We start from the raw sequence: 18,186 nt of genomic DNA, 5'->3' as shown, positions 1-18,186 counted from the left end.
TTCTAGTTAATTAAACTGAACGTAAGCTTTACTGCATAAAATAAAATGAAAACCAATTTTGTTATTACAGGAAATGCGATTTTTGAATTTTTAATAAATTACCAATTAAAGTTTTATTTAATGCTTTTTCATTATTTTATATTTTTCCCTTATCTGGGTTTTGTTATTTTTTGACGGTGATTTATTTTAAGTCTCTGTTTTTATTTGTTTTTATTGTATGTTGATTTAATGAATCTAAATGAAATCAATACTTATTACCTATTAAATAAATTGTTGCAAATTTATTACAAGCAATATAACTTGTGTCTCAGCCCAGCTGGCAATAATCATTGGTAATATTTATTTGTAAACCAGGAGCGGTTTTTTTACATTTAACTTATTACCAATTACACATAAAAACACAAGTTAAAACCTATTTGCAGGCGGTGATCTAGGCTCAAGTGAAATACTCATTTATAGCCATGTAGTAAGATTTTTTCATGTACAGGTTTGGAGAAATAAAGATAATGATTAACCAAAAATCCCTATTTATGCTTGCAGCAATGACTGCTAGCTCAAGTTTTGTACAAGCGGCAACTGTTAATAATGCTGGATTTGAAGATGGTTGGAATAACTGGAATGAAACAGAACCAGCGGCTATTTCAGGTAGTGCTTACAAGGGCTCTAAATCATTAAAAATTCAAGGTAGTCCAGGGCGTGTTTACCAGAATGTAGATGTAGATCGAAATACTCAGTACACGTTAAGTGCGTACGTACTTGGCAAGGGACAAATCGGCATTAACGATCTTAATGGTTTGTTTAAAAGTGAGAAATTTAACGTTTCTTCGTGGACAAAAGTATCTAAAACTTTCACAACAGCTAGCACTAATTCATTGCAAGTATTTGCTAAGCATGACAATAGCTCAAACGATGTTCGCTTTGACAGCTTTTCATTAACTAAGGGAAGTTCTTCTGGCGGCGGAGACACGGGTGGTGGTGATACTGGCGGTGGCGACACTGGTAGTGGTTCCGGCATAGCAAGCAATATCACCAACGGTAGTATTTTTGACCTTGAAGGTAACGATCCTCATCCATTAGTAAATAGCGACACTTTAGAGTTTGTTCCTCTAGAAGCGCGTCATATCACTCCAAACGGGAATGGCTGGCGTCATGAATATAAAGTAAAAGAAAGTGCACGTGTTGCAATGACCGAAACCTATGAGGTTTTTGAGGCAACTGTAAAAGTTGAAATGTCAGATGGTGGTAAAACGATTATTTCTCAGCACCATGCTAGCGATACGGGTACGATTTCAAAAGTATATGTTTCAGATACTGATGAATCAGGTTTTGATGATAGCGTAGCAGATAACGGGATTTTTGACGTTTATGTTCGCCTGCGTAACACCAGTGGTAAAGAAGAAAAGCATGCACTAGGTACTATCAGAAGTGGTGGTTCATTCAATCTAAAAGTAGTTAATAATTACGGTGATGTAGATGTGACTGCATTAGGTACTACCTTTGGTATTCCGGTAGAAGATGATTCAGAATCTTACTTTAAGTTTGGTAATTATTTACAATCACAAGACCCATATACACTAGATGAGTGTGGCGAGTCAGGAAACTCAGATTCATTTAAAGAGTGCTTTAAAGATTTAGGAATTACAAAAGCTAAAGTAACAATGACTGACGTTAGTTATACGCGTAAAACTAACTAATTATTTAGTAGTTTAGAAAGCCACTCAGTTTAAAGCTGAGTGGCTTTTTTAATGCTTTTTTAATGCTTTTTAAATGTATAAACTTAATTTATAACCATTTTTTATTTTTAAAATACACACCAATACCGCCAGTAAGTACAATCAAAAATATAACAAACGCACTAAACGCATAGGGGCTCTCGGTACCCGGAATACCTCCTACGTTTACGCCTAACAGGCCGGTTAAAAAGCCTAAAGGTAAAAACAATGCAGCTACAACCGACATTACATACATACGCTGATTTAATTGCTCAGACACTTGGTTAGTGATTGTTTGCTGAATGATTTGCGCACGTTCAATAGAGCTATCAAGCTCCTCTAAATAACGAATAAGTAAGTTTGTTGTTTCGTTTAATTTTGCTTTATCGTCATCTAACAGCCACGGGTAGTGATTATTTACCATTGAGCTAAGGGCTTCTTTTTGCGGTTTTAAATAACGCTTTAAGGCAATTGTTTGACGGCGCAACTGTGATAAACCTTGGTTATCAAACTTTTTACTTAGTTCATCTATTTCTTCTTCAAACTCGTCGAGTGTTTCATCTAGTGAGTCAATAACGCTTTGCATGCGAGAAGTTAGTTTTTGTGTAATAGAGCATACTAGCTCAGAAATATTGCATGGGCCTTTATTTTCATTTAAACAAGCGATCGTATCTTGCACCGATAATAAACGACGTTTGCGGGTAGTAATAAGAATGTCTTCGCTAATAAATAAACGGATTGAAACCATGTCTTCAGGGCTTTGTGCTGGATTTAAATTTACACCACGTAAAAATAACATATGTCCGTTAGTCGTTGATGTAATACGCGGGCGTGTTTCATCAGCAATTAAGGACTCTAATTCGTAGTCGTTTAAATGAGGTTGTGCCTTGAGCCATTCAACAGCCTCGCTTTGGCTATAGTCCATGTGCACCCAAAGTTTTCCGTGGCTTGGTTGCCAGCTATTTAGCTCATTAGTGCTTTCAATAGGGCGAGCGCCGCCTTGTCCATCAAGTACAAGTGCATGTAGTAAACCATTAATCATAATTATTTCTCATAATAGTGTATTTTTAATACCGTTAACTATAGTGTATCTACTTAAGTATTTTAAACTTACCTTTATTTTTAATAAGTTAAGCTTAAATAGCAAAGTATATGCAGAGCCTTTGGGCTGAGTAAAGTGGCATAAAGTACTATTCAGCAAGGCGTGCATTGTGTGACCAGTTGTTTAAAAAGATCAATTTAATTTACTAATCGACTAGATAAATTTATTTCGTTGGTGTTTTTTTACCTGTAGCGTATAAGTCACTTTTTTATTAAGGGCACATTTATGACAGCAAAGATCACAGTTGGTTGGCGTGAGTGGTTAAGTTTACCTGGGCTTGGTATTAACGAGATAAAAGCAAAAATTGATACTGGCGCTCGCACTTCATGTATTCATGCAATTAACATTGAAGAATACGAAGTTGACTCAGAAAAATGGGTTAAATTTACGGCCCAGCCACTGCAAGATGATGAGCAAACGCAAGTCACTTGCAATGCAAAAGTTAAAAAAATGAAGTACGTAACCAGCTCAAGTGGGCAAAAAGAACTACGTTACTTTATAGAAACTACATTGCATGCAGGCGAGCACAGCTGGCCTATCGAGCTTACTTTAACAAGCCGTGCAACAATGAAGTTTAGAATGTTATTAGGGCGTACAGCCATGGAAAATCGTATAGTCGTTGACCCGGCTTTATCTCAACTATTAGGTCGTAAGGTTTAACTATGAAAATCGGTATTTTATCTCGCAACAGAAAATTATATTCAACACGTCGCTTAATTGAGGCGGCAGAGGCACGCGGTCACGAAGTTAAAGTGATTGATGCATTGCGCTGTTATATGAATATCAACTCTGAGCAACCAGAAATTCACTATCGCGGTGAAAACTTAAAAGAATTTGACGCAATCGTCCCGCGTATTGGTGCATCGGTTACATTTTATGGCTGTTCGGTACTTCGTCAGTTTGAAATGATGGGTGTTTACCCTGTAAATGAATCAGTCGCTATTTCTCGTTCGCGCGATAAATTACGCTCACTTCAGTTACTTTCGCGCAAAGGCGTTGGTATGCCAGTAACAGGTTTTGCTAGCAAACCAGATGATGTAAAAGACTTACTAGAAATGGTAGGCGGTGCACCTGTTGTAATTAAATTACTTGAAGGCACACAAGGCATTGGTGTTGTACTTGCTGAAACACGCAAAGCGGCAGAAAGCGTTATTGAAGCGTTTATGGGCTTAAAAGCTAATATTATGGTTCAGGAATACATTAAAGAAGCGGGTGGTGCCGATATACGTTGTTTCGTATTAGGCGATAAAGTAATAGCAGCAATGAAGCGCCAAGCACAAGAAGGTGAGTTCCGCTCTAACCTTCACCGTGGCGGTAGTGCTACATTAGTTCGTATTACTCCAGAAGAACGTAAAACGGCAGTAGCCGCGGCTAAATCAATGGGCTTGAACGTAGCGGGAGTTGATTTACTTCGCTCATCTCGTGGACCACTTGTGATGGAAGTAAACTCATCACCAGGTTTAGAGGGCATTGAAATAGCAACAGGTAAAGACATTGCAGGCATGGTGATTGATTTCATCGAAAAAAATGCTTCAAGTAAAGGAACAGCAACACGTGGCAAAGGTTAAAATTAACCGTCCTTTTTCCTTATTAGGAGAGAGTGTAGGCGTAGGCGAGCGTAAAACACTTGCCTTAGAGGCCGCTAAACTTTATACCCATTCACCACTTAATATTCCTATTGAAGTGGTTAACGGTGTAATGGAAGGTCCTGTGCTTATGGTGTGTGCGGCTATTCATGGTGATGAGCTAAATGGCGTAGAAGTTGTGCGTCAGTTAATTGCTAAAATAGACCCAAGCCAACTGCGCGGCACAATAATCGCTGTGCCTATTGTGAATGTGTTTGGCTTTATTCATAAATCGCGTTACTTACCAGACAGACGCGATATGAATCGTAGCTTTCCAGGTTCTGAGCGTGGCTCACTTGCTGGGCGTATGGCTTATATGTTTTTTAATCAAGTGGCAATACATTGTACCCACATTATTGATTTACATACTGGCGCTATTCATCGAACTAACTTACCGCAAATTCGCGCTAACTTAGCTGATGAAGCAACTGCTGAAATGGCTAAAGCATTTGGCACGCCAGCAGTTATAGATGCATCATTGCGTAATGGCTCATTACGAAGTGAAGCTGCAAACCTAGGTATACCGGTTATAACCTATGAAGCTGGTGAAGCACTGCGTTTTGATCCAATCGCAATTGCGGCAGGTGTGCAGGGTGTTGATTATGTTATGCGTCATTTAAAAATGATCCGTGGCAAGCGTCCTAAAAAGTTACCAGATCCTATTATTGCAGGTTCAACTAGTTGGATACGTGCCGAAGTTGATGGCATTGTGCGTGCACAAGTATCACTAGGGGAGCATGTAACTAAAGGGCAAGTACTTGCTTATATTAGTAGCCCACTAGGTGACTCTGAGCTTGAGCTTTTAGCGCCTAAAGGCGGTATTGTTATTGGTCAGCAAACTATGCCATTGGTAAATGAAGGTGATGCGGTATTCCACCTTGCTTACTTTGCAAATGACAATAGTTTAGTAGAGCAGCAACTAGAGAACTTTATTGACGAGATAAACGATTTAGATGACGAGCTTAAAACCGCTGAGCTAAATAACTAATAGCTAGGGCGTGTTTAACTTTGCGGATTGAAATTTGTTCAATCTAGGGGCGATTAAATCGCGGCGCGAGGTTTGTAACCTAGTGGGCTAAGTAAAAACCGAGTAACAAAGAGTTTATCGCCCCTAGGCAGAACCCGAAGGGCAGCGCATGTTTGGCATTTATGCTGCGTTATCGCCTATTTATGGGGAGTAACCACACTTCATAGGCTCTGCCTTGCCTAAAAACCAAACATACTGCTGCAAATTCAACCATCAAAGATCAACACGCCCTAGTCTTAATTTTGGTTAGTTAAAGCATTAAAAAGCCGCAGAAGTTAATTACTTACTGCGGCTTTTTTGTGACTATTACTTTTTTAACTATGTTTTTTAGGGCCAATAATACGTTTTATAACGGGAGCTTTTGTTGGCTTTGGTTCTTTATTTAAAACCATGACAGGGCGTGTCACAAATAAATTATTAGGGTAAATTACACGGTGCCCATCAATATGCTCAAGTACTACATTCATTAAGCCCATTTCAACAATGCGCCCTTCAATATGATTTGCACCATCAATAATTCGTACCCAATAACCAACGCGGCAATCGTTTTGAATAAACATTAGTAAAAATGCGGTGAGATTACTTAATAATGACCAAGCAGCGAAGAGTGCTACGCCCAACATAGCAAATAAAGAGGAGCCTAAAACCAATAAGCCACGCAGCTCTATACCCCAAAATACTAAAACTAAACACAGCACGACAAAGGCGAGTATAATTTTTAGTAAGAGCTCTGCACGATATTTTCGGTGTAAATCAACTTTCCCTTTAATTGCTTTTTCGAGTAATTTTTTGGTTATTTTTAATAGCAGAGGGAAAACCAAAATAGCGATTATAGTTACAATTAACTTATATTGTGATGCAAACAATTCTAAAACTTCTATTATTTCCACATTAGACCCTGAACTTTTATACCAATTTAATTTAATGCAATTGGTATTAGTTTAACGCGTTTGTATTATTTAAAAAGTATTTTTAACGCTCACTAGCCACTGGACTGAGTCTACGTCATCGTAGCTATCAACTGGGGCTGCAATATCAATGTGGATCATGGTTCCTGAATTTGCACGACTCGGTGCTAAACGAAGACCCACGCCTATATTTTTTAATACATGTGCGTTTTCACCATTATCTTTATCGTTAAACCATGCTCTGCCCACATCTACAAAAGCTGCGCCACCCACTTTAAATAGTTGTAGTAAATCGTACTCCCAGTAATAGCGCTTTTCTAGATTAACTAAAAAGCTGCGGTCGCCATGTTGATAATCCATAGGGTAACCACGCAGGCCTGTTTCGCCGCCTAAAGTAAGCTGTTGATCAGCAGTAAGGTTTTTGGCGTATTGCACCCGGGCTTTAACATACCAAGATTGGTCTTCACTGGTATTTAAATAATATTGTACTTGGCTAGTGGCCATAAAGTTTTCGAGTTTTTTCTGTTCTTTATTCCAATAGCCATCAATATCAGCACTAAAACGCCATAAGGTATTATCGTTAGTAAAGTGGGCTTTTTTAAAGTTAAAAGAATACACCGCGCGGCTGTCGTCATTACTTAATGATTCGTCTGAATAGCCAATTAAGCTTTTAATATTCCAACCTAAGTTTAAATCCTCAGTGCGAGATATACTGTCAAAATTGCGTACTTTTATGTAGTTATCTTCAAACCAATGGCCGCTTATAAAGGGATAACTTAAACTTCTGTCATCGGCAAGTGGTGCAAATGTAGTGTCTATAGCTTCAAAGGTATGCTGCTCGTCGGTATAACCTAAGGTTAAGCGTTGGGTCCAATTATTATTAAGCGCTTTAGAGTGTCCGATAAATGCACGGTTTAAATCGGTAGTTTGATCAAATTCACTAAACTCTTCGCCGCGTTTATATAGCGACTCTTCGCGCTGCTCAGAATAGCTTAAAATACCGTAACTAAAAGGGGTGTCTATCGCGTAAAATGGATAGGTTAGCTCAAGCAAATGGCGCTTACCGTCGCTGTTATCCGCGTATTCTAATCGACCGCGGTAGCGAGTAGATAAAATATTAGGATCGTCGTAAACAAATAAATAACCGCTACGATCGCTGTCGGTCGTGCGTGACAACGAAAGGCGCTTTCCCCAACCAAGTAAGTTTGACTCTCTAAAACCTATACTCGATTTATTTTCTCCGCCGCTACGGCTAAAGTTTACCTCTGGTAAAAGTGTCCACAAATCACGGGTAACCACTTCTACATTAACGTCACCGTCGCAGTTTTCGATTGCACTAATTTGTGCATCATATAAGTAACTTTCTTTACGAAGTAAGCGCTCAGACTCGGCAAGCTTTTTAGCATCGTACTTGTCACCAGGGGAGAATAATAAAAGGTTATTAATGACATCGGGCTCTGTTTGAATATGAGCGCGGTTAGCAAATCGGAATAGGGCATTATTTTCCTCTTCAAGCTCAGTATTAAATACATTAAGTTGCTTGAGCTTTATTGAGGCTATTTTAGCGTTACTATTACTGTGCGTGAGGGTTGTTTTGTCTTGAACTTCTCGGCGTAAGTTTTTATTTGTGCTTAAATCTGTCTGTTCTACAAGGCAGTTATCAGTTTTCGTTGAAGATTGTTGTGCGAATGCATTAGGCACATAAAAGCTTAAAACCGTTAAGCTAATACAACATTGTGCTATCCATTTCTTGTTCACCATTAAACCTCTTTACTGCTACGTAGCAAATGACTATCGTAATATCAGCTTACATCATTGTTATTATAATGTAAGTAAAAGGTATGGATTTTGAAACTAATTAATTGTTACTCATATTCACTTATGTTAATAACCAACCTGGTTTAGAACCGCCTGTGGGCGGGGTATTAAAAGCTAACTTAAATAAAATGCTAAAGCGGCTAATAAGTGCTCAGCTTCATGGCCTTCGGCATTAATCCAAATACTTTGGCTGTAATGCTCATAGTTTAAATTAAAGGTCTGCTGATTATAGGTAAAGCGGACTTGATGGCGATCGGCGCCTGCAGAATACTCATTGAGTGTTACATCGTCCGAGTGTAAAAAGAGTGTGCTCCACAGTTCAAAGTCCTCATCGTGTGGAGGCTCGACTGGCGTAATTAAAATGTATTTATGGGCGTGGTCATATTCTATTTGGGTCATAACATTCTTAATTTGTAGCTAGGTAATTGCGAATTGCAGTTAAAAATTCGCCGCCGTATTTATTTAACTTAGTAAAACCCACACCCGACACTTTTAAAAATTCGCTGTCGTTTGTTGGCATAAGCTGCGCCATTTCTGCTAGCGTTTTATCATTAAATACCACATAAGGTGGTACATCATCGGCATCAGCAAGTTCTTTACGTAGTGCGCGCAGGCGAGCAAACAGTTTTTTGTCGTAATTAAATTGCGCTAACTTATCTTGATAAACGTGTTTGGCTTGCAGGCGTGGCTCGGCTAATTGCAGTGCGTACTCACCTTTTAAAATTGCACGCGCGGCTTCGGTTAACCTAAGTGACGCACCTTGCGTTATATCTTGGCTAAGTAAGCCTTGATGAATAAGCTGGCGTAAAATACTAAGCCAAAATTCACTGCTTTTATCTTTACCTATGCCGTAAGTGCTTAGCTCATGATGATTGTTATCGCGTATGCGGCTAGTATTTGCACCACGTAGTAATTCAACAATGTACCCAAGACCAAAGCGCTGGTCAGCTCTATACACACAAGAAAGCGCTTGTTGGGCAACCAATGTACCATCAAAGCTTTTTGGCGGATTTAAGCAAATATCGCAGTTGCCGCAGGGTTCGCGTTGATATTCACTAAAGTAGTTAAGCAAAATTTGGCGGCGACACGTTTGTGCTTCGGCAAAGCTTGCCATTGCGTTAAAGCGTTGTTCTTCTACACGGCGGCGTTGCTCGTCGTCTATGTCTTCAAAAAAGCGTCTTACACGGCCAATATCAGCTGGGTCAAAATACATTATGGCTTCTGCGGCAAGTCCATCTCGCCCAGCACGCCCCGTTTCTTGATAGTACGACTCGATACTTTTTGGAATATCGTAATGCAGTACAAAACGTACATTGGGTTTATTAATCCCCATACCAAAAGCAACGGTTGCGACCACTATTTGTATATCGTCACGGGCAAAACCAGTTTGTACAAATTGTCGTTGCTCGTTACTCATACCTGCATGGTAAGCGGCAGCGTTTAGCCCTGCATCTGCAATTTTTTCAGCAATATCGTCTACGCGTTTACGGCTGGTGCAATAAATAATACCGCTTTGGCTTTTTTGCTCTTTTAAGTAGCGAAGCAGTTGCACCATAGGTTTAAATTTTTCTTCTATGGTGTAGCGAATATTGGGGCGATCAAAGCTGCCAGTATGAATATAAGGCTGTTGTAGTTTTAGTTGCTCAACTATATCAAAACGGGTGGCTTTATCGGCAGTTGCAGTGAGCGCCATCATGGGTACATGTGCAAAACGTTGCTTTAATTCGTTTAAGCGAAAGTAATGAGGCCTAAAATCGTGACCCCAATGCGACACACAATGCGCTTCGTCAATGGCAAATAAGCTTACATTTAAATGCGATAAACGCTCTAAAAATTCGCGTTGTAATACTTTTTCAGGTGCCACATATAAAAGCTTAATTTGCCCCTGATGAAGCTGTTGATACACCAATTGCTGCTCTTCTCGCGCTAAGCTGTTATTTACGTAAGCGGCTTTAACCCCAAGTGCTTGAAGTTGACTTACCTGATCTTGCATTAGCGATATGAGCGGAGATATAACAATAGTGACGCCTTCAAGCACTAAAGCGGGTATTTGATAGCAAACCGATTTTCCGCCGCCAGTAGGGAGCAATACAAGCGAGTCTTGGCCGTTAATAGCAGCATCAATAACTGTTTTTTGGCCGTCGCGAAATTCACTGTAGCCAAACACTTGTTTGAGGACAGTTTCGGGTTTACGCACAAGGGTGCTAGAAGGTGGTGTTGATGTATTCATTGGCGGGTATTTTAGTGGTTTTTTAGTGAGATGTCTTTAGCTGAGTTACTTATACCAATCCGCAATACTACTTAATCAATTTGAGGGATCAAATCTGACGCTCGCTGCGTTAAAAATTTCTGATATAGAACAACTAAATAACGAGTTTTTTGCCTTGTTATAGACACTATTTTCTTACCTCCAGATAGATCACTTAATTAAGCTAATTGGTATTAACCTCAACTCTATTGTAAGTAAATTAAACTCTGGTAGTGTTGAAACCGCTTATTAAGATAGATCTGCTTCCTTAAAGTTAGGTTGCTAAGTAAATGATTTAACTAGAACCTCGTAGTTTTGCTTAAGTTATGCTTTACTCATCGTACCAGTTTAAGCATGGAGAATAATAATGAATAAAGAAATGTTAATTGAACAAGTGGGTGCATTATTTGTAAATGGCATGCCGTTTAACCAGTTTTTACAAATATCGGTTGAGTCGTTGAGCCCTGAACAGGCCAAAATTACGTTTCCGTGGCAGGATGTACTCATTGGTAACCCTGCGCAAAAAATACTGCACGGTGGTGTTATTTCAGCCGTACTTGATAATGTAGGCGGTATGCTCGCGGCAGCAAGCGTGATTGATAAGCTCACCGATTTAGATATAGGAAGTGTGCAAACAAAATTAGCCACGCTTGGGACTATCGACTTGCGCACTGATTATTTGCGCCCTGGTAAAGGAGAGAGCTTTACAGCGAGTGCCACACTTATTCGCTCAGGTAATAAAGTGTGTGTTTGTCGAATGGAATTACATAATGAACAGTCTGTTCAAATTGCTTTTGGGACAGGCACGTATTTAGTTGGATAAAACGTGTATGGGAAGTAAACTAGCGGCCTTTTAAATCACTAAGTGTTTATTATGTCGATTGATACTGAGCAGCGTAAAGGTGCTATTTTTGCTTGTCTTGCTTTTTTTATGTGGGGCCTTGCGCCAATATATTTTAAGTTGATTCAGCATGTTTCTGCCTTTGAAATTTTAATGCATCGGGTTGTTTGGTCGGTTGTATTTTTAGTACTAGTAGTAAGTGTTTTAAAGTATTGGGATAAAGTTAAACGCATTATTGTTCAGCCTAAGCTTTTGCTTATGCTTGTTATTACCTCAACATTACTAGGGTTTAACTGGGGTTTATTTATATGGGCTATAAATAATAACCATATGCTTGATGCGAGTTTGGGCTATTACATAAACCCTCTTTTAAATGTATTACTGGGTATGCTCTTTTTAGGTGAACGCCTGCGTAAGTTTCAAGGTGTAGCAGTGGCACTGGCCTTTACCGGTGTTGTGCTGCAGCTAATTAGTTTTGGCTCGTTTCCGGTAGTGGCATTTTCATTAGCTATATCATTTGCACTTTATGGGTTGTTACGTAAAAAACTACCCGTTGAAGCCTTGCCTGGCATTTTACTCGAAGCACTTATATTACTGCCTGTTGCACTCATTTATTGGTGGTTAATGGTGCCTACAACAACATCAAGCCTGCCAGCTAACGATTGGCATACTAATGCATTACTGATTAGTGCAGGTATTGTAACTACATTACCATTGCTGTGTTTTACCGGCGCCGCTAAGCGTTTGCAATACACTACATTAGGCTTTTTTCAGTATATTGGGCCAAGCCTAATGTTTATATTGGCAGTGGTGTTTTACGGTGAAGTGTTTGACGCTGAGAGATTAGTAACGTTTGCATGTATTTGGAGTGCGCTAGCTATTTTTAGTTGGGATTCTTACAATCAATCACGCAAACGTAAAAAAGCGGCTATTACAGCCGCTGAAGTATAATTAACCTAATAGAGCTGTTAGCTAACTACTTTATTACGACCAGATTCTTTAGCGTCGTAAAGCTTTAAATCGGCCTGTTTTAATAATTCATCAATTTGATAAACAGGTCCATCTGCAAAACCAATAGATATAGTAAATTTGATTTTTTCTTTACTAAACTCTTGGCTATTCGCCTCTATAAAGTACCTAAAACCTTCAAGTCTTTTTAGCGCTTCTTGTTTATCCGCATTTGCAAAGTAAACGGCAAACTCTTCGCCACCTAAGCGGGCCACTAAATACTTTTTAAAATATTTGCTAAAGCAAATGGAGAGCCCTTTTAATACTTCGTCGCCTACATCATGCCCGTGAGTGTCATTAATTATTTTAAAATGGTCAATATCAAGCATGGCTAGCGCTCCTGAACCTTGCTTATTTTTAATCTTTTTGAGTGATTTGTTTGTTTCTTCAAAAAAGTAACGACGATTAGGTAGATTAGTTAGGTAATCGGTGTTGGCTTGGCGTTTAATTGTGGCTATTTGTTCTAGCATATCGACGTTTTGGCTAAGCCTGCAGTAAAACTCTTCACTATTAAAAGGTTTATGTAAATAATCGTTTGCGCCATTTTTTAAAAATAAACTAGAAAGCCCTACAGAGTCAGAGCCCGAAATACCAATAATGGCTTTTTCGTCATTGCTATATAAGCGGCGAATTTCGCTACATAACTCATCACCATTCATGTTTGGCATTTCGTTATCAGTAATGATGACTGAAATGTGGGGTGAACTTTCGAGCATTTTTAATGCTTCTTGTCCGTCTTGTGCTTCAATAATTTGATATTTGTGACGAACTAACAAGCTGCAAATGTATCGTCGAGTCGATTTAGAATCATCAACAACGAGTACTTTTACATTTTCATTGCGAGGTAAGCGGTGTAATTGTTTTTCTAGGTATTGGTAAGCTTGTTTGTTTTCTTTAATGATGTAATCGATGATTGGGTATTTTTCGACGGTGTCGCGGGTTTTTTTATCAATATTACCCGTCATTACAATAGTTGGGATATCAGCATTAACAGTGCAGGGTACTGCTTCACCTGATGGGGCATCAGGTAATATAAAGTCAACTACAGCGCAAAAGTAGCTATTTTTACTTATAAGCTCTTTTGTTTGTGCTAATGACTCTGCTATATCAACTTCATAGCCTGCTTTAAGCGCGATGTGCTTTTGCACTCGCGCCATTGCAGGTGTATCTTCAACTATTAGTATTTTTCGCGTCACGGAACAACCCTGTTTATATTTTGCAAAAATATTTGCTTATACAAGTTGTAACTGTTAAAACGCAAAAAAGCAAATAACTTAAGTACTTACAGATTATCCGCTTCTGAATAATACTCTTGGCTAATCGGTGCCGGTCCTGACATTTTTGAGCGGCCAAATAAAGTATGAAACTTAGTTTTACAGGTCGTTAGCTTTAAGTATTTTACCCAAGCACGTTCGATTGGGTTAGTAGGTTCTTGTGAGCCAGTGACTACTGCTACAAACTGTTCTTGATGTTCGTTTTGCGGCTCAATTGTTTTACTGTATAAGCCTCTTAAAACAACACCGTGTTGTTCTAATATACTGGCTTCTAATAAGGTGAAGTTTCCGCTGCGGCTAAAACCACGTGGAAAATTCTGATCATCATAAAATTGACGTTGGCTAACAAATGCTTGGCGTAGTAATGAAATGTTATTGCTCATAGCTTTATCCTCATACCCTATTAATTAGCTGGAGTATGATGCAAGTTTGGCAATTTATTAAACAAATTATTTTTATCGTGAGGATAAAAAATTGGATATCGATTTATTAAAAACATTCGTTGAGGTAGTGCGTACGCGTCACTTTGGTAAAGCGGCCGAAAACCTTTATATTACGCAGTCTGCAGTGAGCTTTAGAATTCGCCAATTAGAGCAAGGGCTTGGTGTTAATTTGTTTATTCGCCAGCGTAATAATATTCAACTTACAGCACCTGGCGAGCGCTTATTACCGCACGCACAAATGATTATTACGGGCATGCAGCGGGCCAAAGTCGATGTTGCACTTGCCGACAATATGCATAAGCAAATTAGCTTAGCAGGAACGCCTAATATTTGGGATGCTTTTTTACAGTTTGGTATAACAAATATTGTATCGGCGATGCCGGGCGTGTCGTTAGTTGCAGAAGTTAAAGCACAACAAGAGAGCACTCGACTTTTATTAGAGCGTACTCTCGATTTGGCAATATTATTTGATCCACCAAAAGTAGATGAACTCGTAGTAGAGCGTATTTGTGAGTTGCCAATCATTCCAGTAAGCGGATACGACACCGCAACGAACGAAAACTTTTTTGATAATCAATATGTGTATGTGGATTGGGGAACTACTTTTTCTCTTTGGCATGCGCGTCAGTTTACAGGAAAAACGCCACCTTACTTTAGAACCAGCACGGGACGTATTGCACTTGATTTAATACTGCAATGTGGTGGTAGTGCATTTATACCTCAAGTATTGGTTGAAGGGCATTTAGAAAAAGGTGAGTTGTTTCATGTTAAAGGGGTAGAAAACACCTCAAGAGACGTATTTATTGCGTATCACAGAGACAACGAGCAAAAAGAGCTAATAGAAACCTTAGTTAATTTACTTTCGCAAATGACGCCAAGCTTGTCATTAAAGCAAGGTAAGTAAGTACGACCATCTACTAGGCTTTCATGTTATTTTGATTTCATATTTAATGCATTTTTATTAACAAAAAAAGACAGTAATATTTCTATTGTAATATTACTGTCATTTAGGAATGACAAAATGCAGCAGTTTTGAAAATTAGTCTTTTGTGATTATCCAAGGAAATAACATGAAATTTGTAAAATCGAGCTTATGCTTAGCACTATTAAGTGGTTTATCTTTTAATGCACTTGCCGACGTAGACATTTACGGTAAAGCGAATGTAACAGTGCAATCATCTGATGATGGCGAAGGGTCTTTTACCGAGATAAAAAGTAATGCATCTCGTCTTGGTGTTAAAGGTTCTGAAAAAATAAATGATAGTTTAGAAGCGGTATATAAGTTTGAGTTTCAAGTTGATGTGTCTGATGCTGATTCAAAAGGCGATAACGACGACAATATTTCTGCGCGTAACCAATATGTTGGTTTAAAAGGTGCGTTTGGTCAGGTTGTAATTGGTCGTAACGATACTGCGCTTAAGCAATCTCAAGGTAAGTTAGATTTATTTAACGACCTTGAAGGCGATATTAAAAATGTATTTAAAGGTGAAAACCGCTTAGGAAACACAGTTAGCTACTCATCAAACTCATACGAAGGCTTTAAAGTACTTGCTACTTTTGTAGCTGAAGACGATGTAGACGCTGATAACGGTTATTCAATGGCGGTGACATACGGTGACGTGGCTCTTAAAAAGAGCGCGGTATACGCCTCTATTGCAGCCGATAGTGAAGTAAATGGCTACGACGTAGTGCGTGCATCAATCCAAGGTAAAATCGAAAACTTTAAATTGGGTGCAATGTACCAAACACAAGAAGCAGTAGATGGCAGCGCAGAAGCGGATGGTTACTTGCTAAATGCTGCTTACAGCATGGGTAGCAACACATTTAAAGTGCAATACCAAGATATGGACTTTGACGACAGCGACGATAAGTCAGCAATTTCAGTTGGTCTTGATCACAAATTAAATAAAAACATTAAAGTATTTGGTTTTTACTCAAGCTTTGACATGGACAACAATGTTGACCAAGATTACGTAGGCTTAGGTATGGAATACAAGTTTTAACGACTAGTCTAATTAGTTAGAACACTCCCTTTTTAACCGCGCTCCTTTGAGCGCGGTTTTTTTTGCTTTAAATTATTTACCCGCCCATAATAGACCCTCATTTGGAATGAGGTGCAAATCCTCAACTATTCCCGTAACTGTAATTAGTACAACGCTTTAAGTCAGATACAAATGAGCAATACCAATCAGCATAAATATTTGAACAATTTAACGAATTAAATTTATCGCTTAATAGGTTCTATATCTAAATAGATTGGTATAATTTTTTAACGAGCGGGTTTACTCATTTTTATTAATGCACTAGTTATTGTTAGCTGTATTGTTAGTGAGTACACGCCTACCAAGGACTCACTGTTGCACACTAAATCAGCGCTAAACACGCCTTTACTAAACGTTAAAAACGTATCATGGGGTATTGGCAATAAAACGATTCTCAAAAAAATAAACCTTAAAATAACCACAGGTAAATTTGTTGGTTTAATTGGACCTAATGGCGCAGGTAAATCGAGCTTATTGCGTTGTTTATATCGTTTTAATAAACCAAGTGATGGCGTTGTAGAGTTTAACAACACCGACATTTGGCAGCTAAAAAGTGATGAGTACGCAAAAAAAGTCGCGGTTGTTTTACAAGAAACCCCTTCGCAATTTAACTTAAGCGTATTTGATGTTATTGCACTTGGGCTAACGCCTCATAAATCGCTATTTAGCTCAATAACCAATATTGATAAACAAAAAATCATCCAAGCTATCAACACCGTAGGGTTAGTGGATCATATTGATCAAAGTTTTGAATCGCTCTCAGGCGGTGAAAAACAAAGAGCGCTTATTGCTCGTGCTATTGTGCAGCAACCTCAACTATTAATTATGGACGAACCAACCAGCCATTTAGATGTTAAATACCAAATACAGGTTATGGAGCTTGCTAAATCGTTGGGTGTAACGGTATTTGCATCGTTTCACGATTTAAACTTAGCCTCTGCAATGTGCGATGAACTAGTGGTTATTAAAAACGGTGAAATTACACATACAGGCACGCCAAGTGAGGTATTAACCGAAAACATGCTAGGCGACGTTTTTGGTGTTTGCGCCCAAGTAAATAACCACCCGCAAATATCGAAGTCGGGAAATAGCATCCCTCATATCACTTACTTTTATGGCTACAAATAATATGAGCGCAGTTAATACTCGCCAATCATTTGCGCTATTTATAAGTGTTGTAGCTGCTTTATTTAGCTTATTTGCAGCACTTAGTTTTGGCGCAGCAGAGACCTCACTTCAAGATGTATTTAATAGCTTTTTACTCTCAAATGATGCGTCTTTTAATTCGCGTATTATTTTTGAACTAAGAATGCCACGCACATTACTCGCCTTTTTAGCAGGCTCTGGCTTAGCAATTGCGGGGCTTATTTTACAAACGGTAACGCGCAACCCTTTAGCCGATCCTTACTTATTTGGTATATCGTCGGGTGCCTCATTTGGCGTGGTGTTACTTATGGCGCTAGCAGGCATTAGCGCAGGCTTTATGCTATCGGCAGCAGCACTGCTGGGCAGCTTACTCGCTATGAGTTTATTAATACTTATTGCAGGTAGGCAGCAAAGTGCACAGGTAGAATCAATGTTATTAGCTGGTGTTGCTCTGTCATTTTTATTTAGTGCATTTACCAGTTTGTTGCTTTATTGGAGCGACCCTCAGGCGGTAGCCGCTATTTTATTTTGGACACTGGGCAGCTTTGCTCGTGCGCAGTGGGCTACGCTTTGGTTACCTTTATTGGTAATCACATTGTGTACGTTTGTAATGCTGAGCTTTAGAAGGCAACTCAATGCTATGTTACTTGGCGATGAAAGCGCAATTACATTAGGTGTTAGGGTCCAGCGCTTTAGAATACTTATGCTGGTTTTGAGCTCATTAATTACCGCTGTGCTGGTGGCTATGTGTGGTGGTATTGGGTTTGTAGGATTAATGGTGCCGCACATTGTGCGCTTTTTTATATCCCAAGGCACCATCGCTGGCTTACTGGTAACCAGCTTAGTGGGCGGTACATTTATGGTGTGGGTTGATGTACTTTCGCGCTCCTTGCTAAAAAACCAAGAATTGCCCGTAGGCGTTATTACTGCTGCTATTGGTAGTGTGTTCTTTTTAAGTTTATTGTTTTTTAGAAAGCGAAGGGTGTAATTCC

General features: G+C 39.0%; 17 protein-coding genes and 1 riboswitch. Of the genes, 10 read left to right on the top strand and 7 right to left on the bottom strand.

What is annotated here, in order from left to right:
• Positions 1 to 506: 506 nt before the first annotated feature.
• A complete protein-coding gene (locus I6F45_RS04855) occupies positions 507 to 1,694 on the top strand; it encodes a polysaccharide lyase family 7 protein (protein ID WP_165742187.1) in 1,188 nt (395 codons plus the stop codon).
• Between the two features lie 88 nt (positions 1,695 to 1,782).
• Here I6F45_RS04855 and I6F45_RS04850 read toward each other — a convergent pair whose 3' ends face one another.
• Positions 1,783 to 2,754 (bottom strand): zinc transporter ZntB, encoded by a 972-nt coding sequence (locus I6F45_RS04850; RefSeq protein WP_197159803.1) that lies wholly within the window; start codon positions 2,752 to 2,754, stop codon positions 1,783 to 1,785.
• 285 nt (positions 2,755 to 3,039) lie between these two features.
• Between I6F45_RS04850 and I6F45_RS04845 the strand changes: the two genes are divergently transcribed.
• From I6F45_RS04845 to I6F45_RS04835, 3 genes are read left to right on the top strand one after another with little or no spacing between them, the layout of a single operon-like run.
• Positions 3,040 to 3,474: an ATP-dependent zinc protease family protein gene (locus tag I6F45_RS04845; protein ID WP_007585784.1), complete on the top strand. Its 435-nt coding sequence runs from the start codon at positions 3,040 to 3,042 to the stop codon at positions 3,472 to 3,474.
• Between the two features lie 2 nt (positions 3,475 to 3,476).
• Complete coding sequence (rimK, locus tag I6F45_RS04840; RefSeq protein WP_002961977.1) at positions 3,477 to 4,382, top strand: 30S ribosomal protein S6--L-glutamate ligase; 906 nt, start codon at positions 3,477 to 3,479, stop codon at positions 4,380 to 4,382.
• The gene (locus tag I6F45_RS04835) at positions 4,369 to 5,427 is read left to right on the top strand and encodes a succinylglutamate desuccinylase/aspartoacylase family protein (RefSeq protein WP_007585786.1); all 1,059 of its coding nucleotides are present in this window, start codon (positions 4,369 to 4,371) and stop codon (positions 5,425 to 5,427) included. The genes rimK and I6F45_RS04835 overlap by 14 nt, the downstream gene beginning before the upstream one ends.
• 353 nt (positions 5,428 to 5,780) lie before the next feature.
• On the opposite strand, the gene I6F45_RS04830 is transcribed toward I6F45_RS04835, so the two are convergent.
• The 4 genes from I6F45_RS04830 to recQ all read right to left on the bottom strand — a co-directional run bounded on the left by I6F45_RS04830 (position 5,781) and on the right by recQ (position 10,422).
• A complete protein-coding gene (locus I6F45_RS04830; RefSeq protein ID WP_010553281.1) occupies positions 5,781 to 6,356 on the bottom strand; it encodes a mechanosensitive ion channel domain-containing protein in 576 nt (191 codons plus the stop codon).
• 69 nt (positions 6,357 to 6,425) lie between these two features.
• A complete protein-coding gene (locus I6F45_RS04825; RefSeq protein WP_024609055.1) occupies positions 6,426 to 8,135 on the bottom strand; it encodes a ShlB/FhaC/HecB family hemolysin secretion/activation protein in 1,710 nt (569 codons plus the stop codon).
• Between the two features lie 171 nt (positions 8,136 to 8,306).
• Entirely contained in the window at positions 8,307 to 8,591 is a 285-nt protein-coding gene (locus I6F45_RS04820; RefSeq protein ID WP_007583724.1) for a DUF3630 family protein, read from the bottom strand.
• A 7-nt stretch (positions 8,592 to 8,598) separates the two neighbouring features.
• Entirely contained in the window at positions 8,599 to 10,422 is a 1,824-nt protein-coding gene (recQ, locus tag I6F45_RS04815; protein ID WP_010553279.1) for a DNA helicase RecQ, read from the bottom strand.
• A gap of 385 nt (positions 10,423 to 10,807) precedes the next feature.
• Here recQ and I6F45_RS04810 point away from each other — a divergent pair, with 385 nt between their 5' ends.
• Both I6F45_RS04810 and rarD read left to right on the top strand, forming a co-directional pair.
• On the top strand, positions 10,808 to 11,263 hold the full coding sequence (locus tag I6F45_RS04810; protein ID WP_007583728.1) for a thioesterase family protein: 456 nt from the start codon (positions 10,808 to 10,810) through the stop codon (positions 11,261 to 11,263).
• A 51-nt stretch (positions 11,264 to 11,314) separates the two neighbouring features.
• Positions 11,315 to 12,232, top strand: a complete 918-nt coding sequence (gene rarD, locus I6F45_RS04805; RefSeq protein ID WP_165740539.1) for an EamA family transporter RarD — start codon at positions 11,315 to 11,317, stop codon at positions 12,230 to 12,232.
• Between the two features lie 17 nt (positions 12,233 to 12,249).
• On the opposite strand, the gene I6F45_RS04800 is transcribed toward rarD, so the two are convergent.
• Positions 12,250 to 13,485: a diguanylate cyclase gene (locus I6F45_RS04800; RefSeq protein WP_197159802.1), complete on the bottom strand. Its 1,236-nt coding sequence runs from the start codon at positions 13,483 to 13,485 to the stop codon at positions 12,250 to 12,252.
• Positions 13,486 to 13,571: 86 nt separating this feature from the next.
• A complete protein-coding gene (locus I6F45_RS04795; protein ID WP_007583734.1) occupies positions 13,572 to 13,946 on the bottom strand; it encodes a DUF413 domain-containing protein in 375 nt (124 codons plus the stop codon).
• 91 nt (positions 13,947 to 14,037) lie between these two features.
• On the opposite strand from I6F45_RS04795, the gene I6F45_RS04790 reads away from it, so the two are divergent.
• From I6F45_RS04790 to I6F45_RS04775, 4 genes are all read left to right on the top strand, one after another.
• Positions 14,038 to 14,910, top strand: coding sequence for a LysR family transcriptional regulator (locus tag I6F45_RS04790; RefSeq protein ID WP_010553277.1), 873 nt, complete (start codon positions 14,038 to 14,040; stop codon positions 14,908 to 14,910).
• 166 nt (positions 14,911 to 15,076) lie between these two features.
• On the top strand, positions 15,077 to 16,009 hold the full coding sequence (locus tag I6F45_RS04785) for a porin (protein WP_165740538.1): 933 nt from the start codon (positions 15,077 to 15,079) through the stop codon (positions 16,007 to 16,009).
• A gap of 103 nt (positions 16,010 to 16,112) precedes the next feature.
• A riboswitch (cobalamin riboswitch) is annotated at positions 16,113 to 16,178 on the top strand.
• Between the two features lie 185 nt (positions 16,179 to 16,363).
• Positions 16,364 to 17,176, top strand: a complete 813-nt coding sequence (locus I6F45_RS04780; RefSeq protein WP_165741358.1) for an ABC transporter ATP-binding protein — start codon at positions 16,364 to 16,366, stop codon at positions 17,174 to 17,176.
• 1 nt (position 17,177) lies between these two features.
• Positions 17,178 to 18,182 (top strand): FecCD family ABC transporter permease, encoded by a 1,005-nt coding sequence (locus tag I6F45_RS04775; protein ID WP_165727209.1) that lies wholly within the window; start codon positions 17,178 to 17,180, stop codon positions 18,180 to 18,182.
• Positions 18,183 to 18,186 lie beyond the last annotated feature (4 nt).

The organism is Pseudoalteromonas sp. SWYJZ19 (assembly GCF_015864375.1).
Classification (GTDB): Bacteria; Pseudomonadota; Gammaproteobacteria; order Enterobacterales; family Alteromonadaceae; genus Pseudoalteromonas; species Pseudoalteromonas arctica.
The sequence above is the reverse complement of the archived record's forward strand: the minus strand, read 5'-3'. Positions and strand labels throughout refer to the sequence as shown.

What these genes read in the sequence shown, in the direction of transcription:
- I6F45_RS04785 (WP_165740538.1), top strand. Translation starts at nt 15,077, where the DNA reads ATGAAATTTGTAAAATCGAGCTTATGCTTAGCACTATTAAGTGGTTTA.
- I6F45_RS04855 (WP_165742187.1), top strand. Translation starts at nt 507, where the DNA reads ATGATTAACCAAAAATCCCTATTTATGCTTGCAGCAATGACTGCTAGC.
- I6F45_RS04795 (WP_007583734.1), bottom strand. Translation starts at nt 13,946, where the DNA reads ATGAGCAATAACATTTCATTACTACGCCAAGCATTTGTTAGCCAACGT.
- I6F45_RS04825 (WP_024609055.1), bottom strand. Translation starts at nt 8,135, where the DNA reads ATGGTGAACAAGAAATGGATAGCACAATGTTGTATTAGCTTAACGGTT.
- I6F45_RS04845 (WP_007585784.1), top strand. Translation starts at nt 3,040, where the DNA reads ATGACAGCAAAGATCACAGTTGGTTGGCGTGAGTGGTTAAGTTTACCT.
- I6F45_RS04850 (WP_197159803.1), bottom strand. Translation starts at nt 2,754, where the DNA reads ATGATTAATGGTTTACTACATGCACTTGTACTTGATGGACAAGGCGGC.
- rimK (WP_002961977.1), top strand. Translation starts at nt 3,477, where the DNA reads ATGAAAATCGGTATTTTATCTCGCAACAGAAAATTATATTCAACACGT.
- rarD (WP_165740539.1), top strand. Translation starts at nt 11,315, where the DNA reads ATGTCGATTGATACTGAGCAGCGTAAAGGTGCTATTTTTGCTTGTCTT.
- I6F45_RS04810 (WP_007583728.1), top strand. Translation starts at nt 10,808, where the DNA reads ATGAATAAAGAAATGTTAATTGAACAAGTGGGTGCATTATTTGTAAAT.
- I6F45_RS04820 (WP_007583724.1), bottom strand. Translation starts at nt 8,591, where the DNA reads ATGACCCAAATAGAATATGACCACGCCCATAAATACATTTTAATTACG.
- recQ (WP_010553279.1), bottom strand. Translation starts at nt 10,422, where the DNA reads ATGAATACATCAACACCACCTTCTAGCACCCTTGTGCGTAAACCCGAA.
- I6F45_RS04775 (WP_165727209.1), top strand. Translation starts at nt 17,178, where the DNA reads ATGAGCGCAGTTAATACTCGCCAATCATTTGCGCTATTTATAAGTGTT.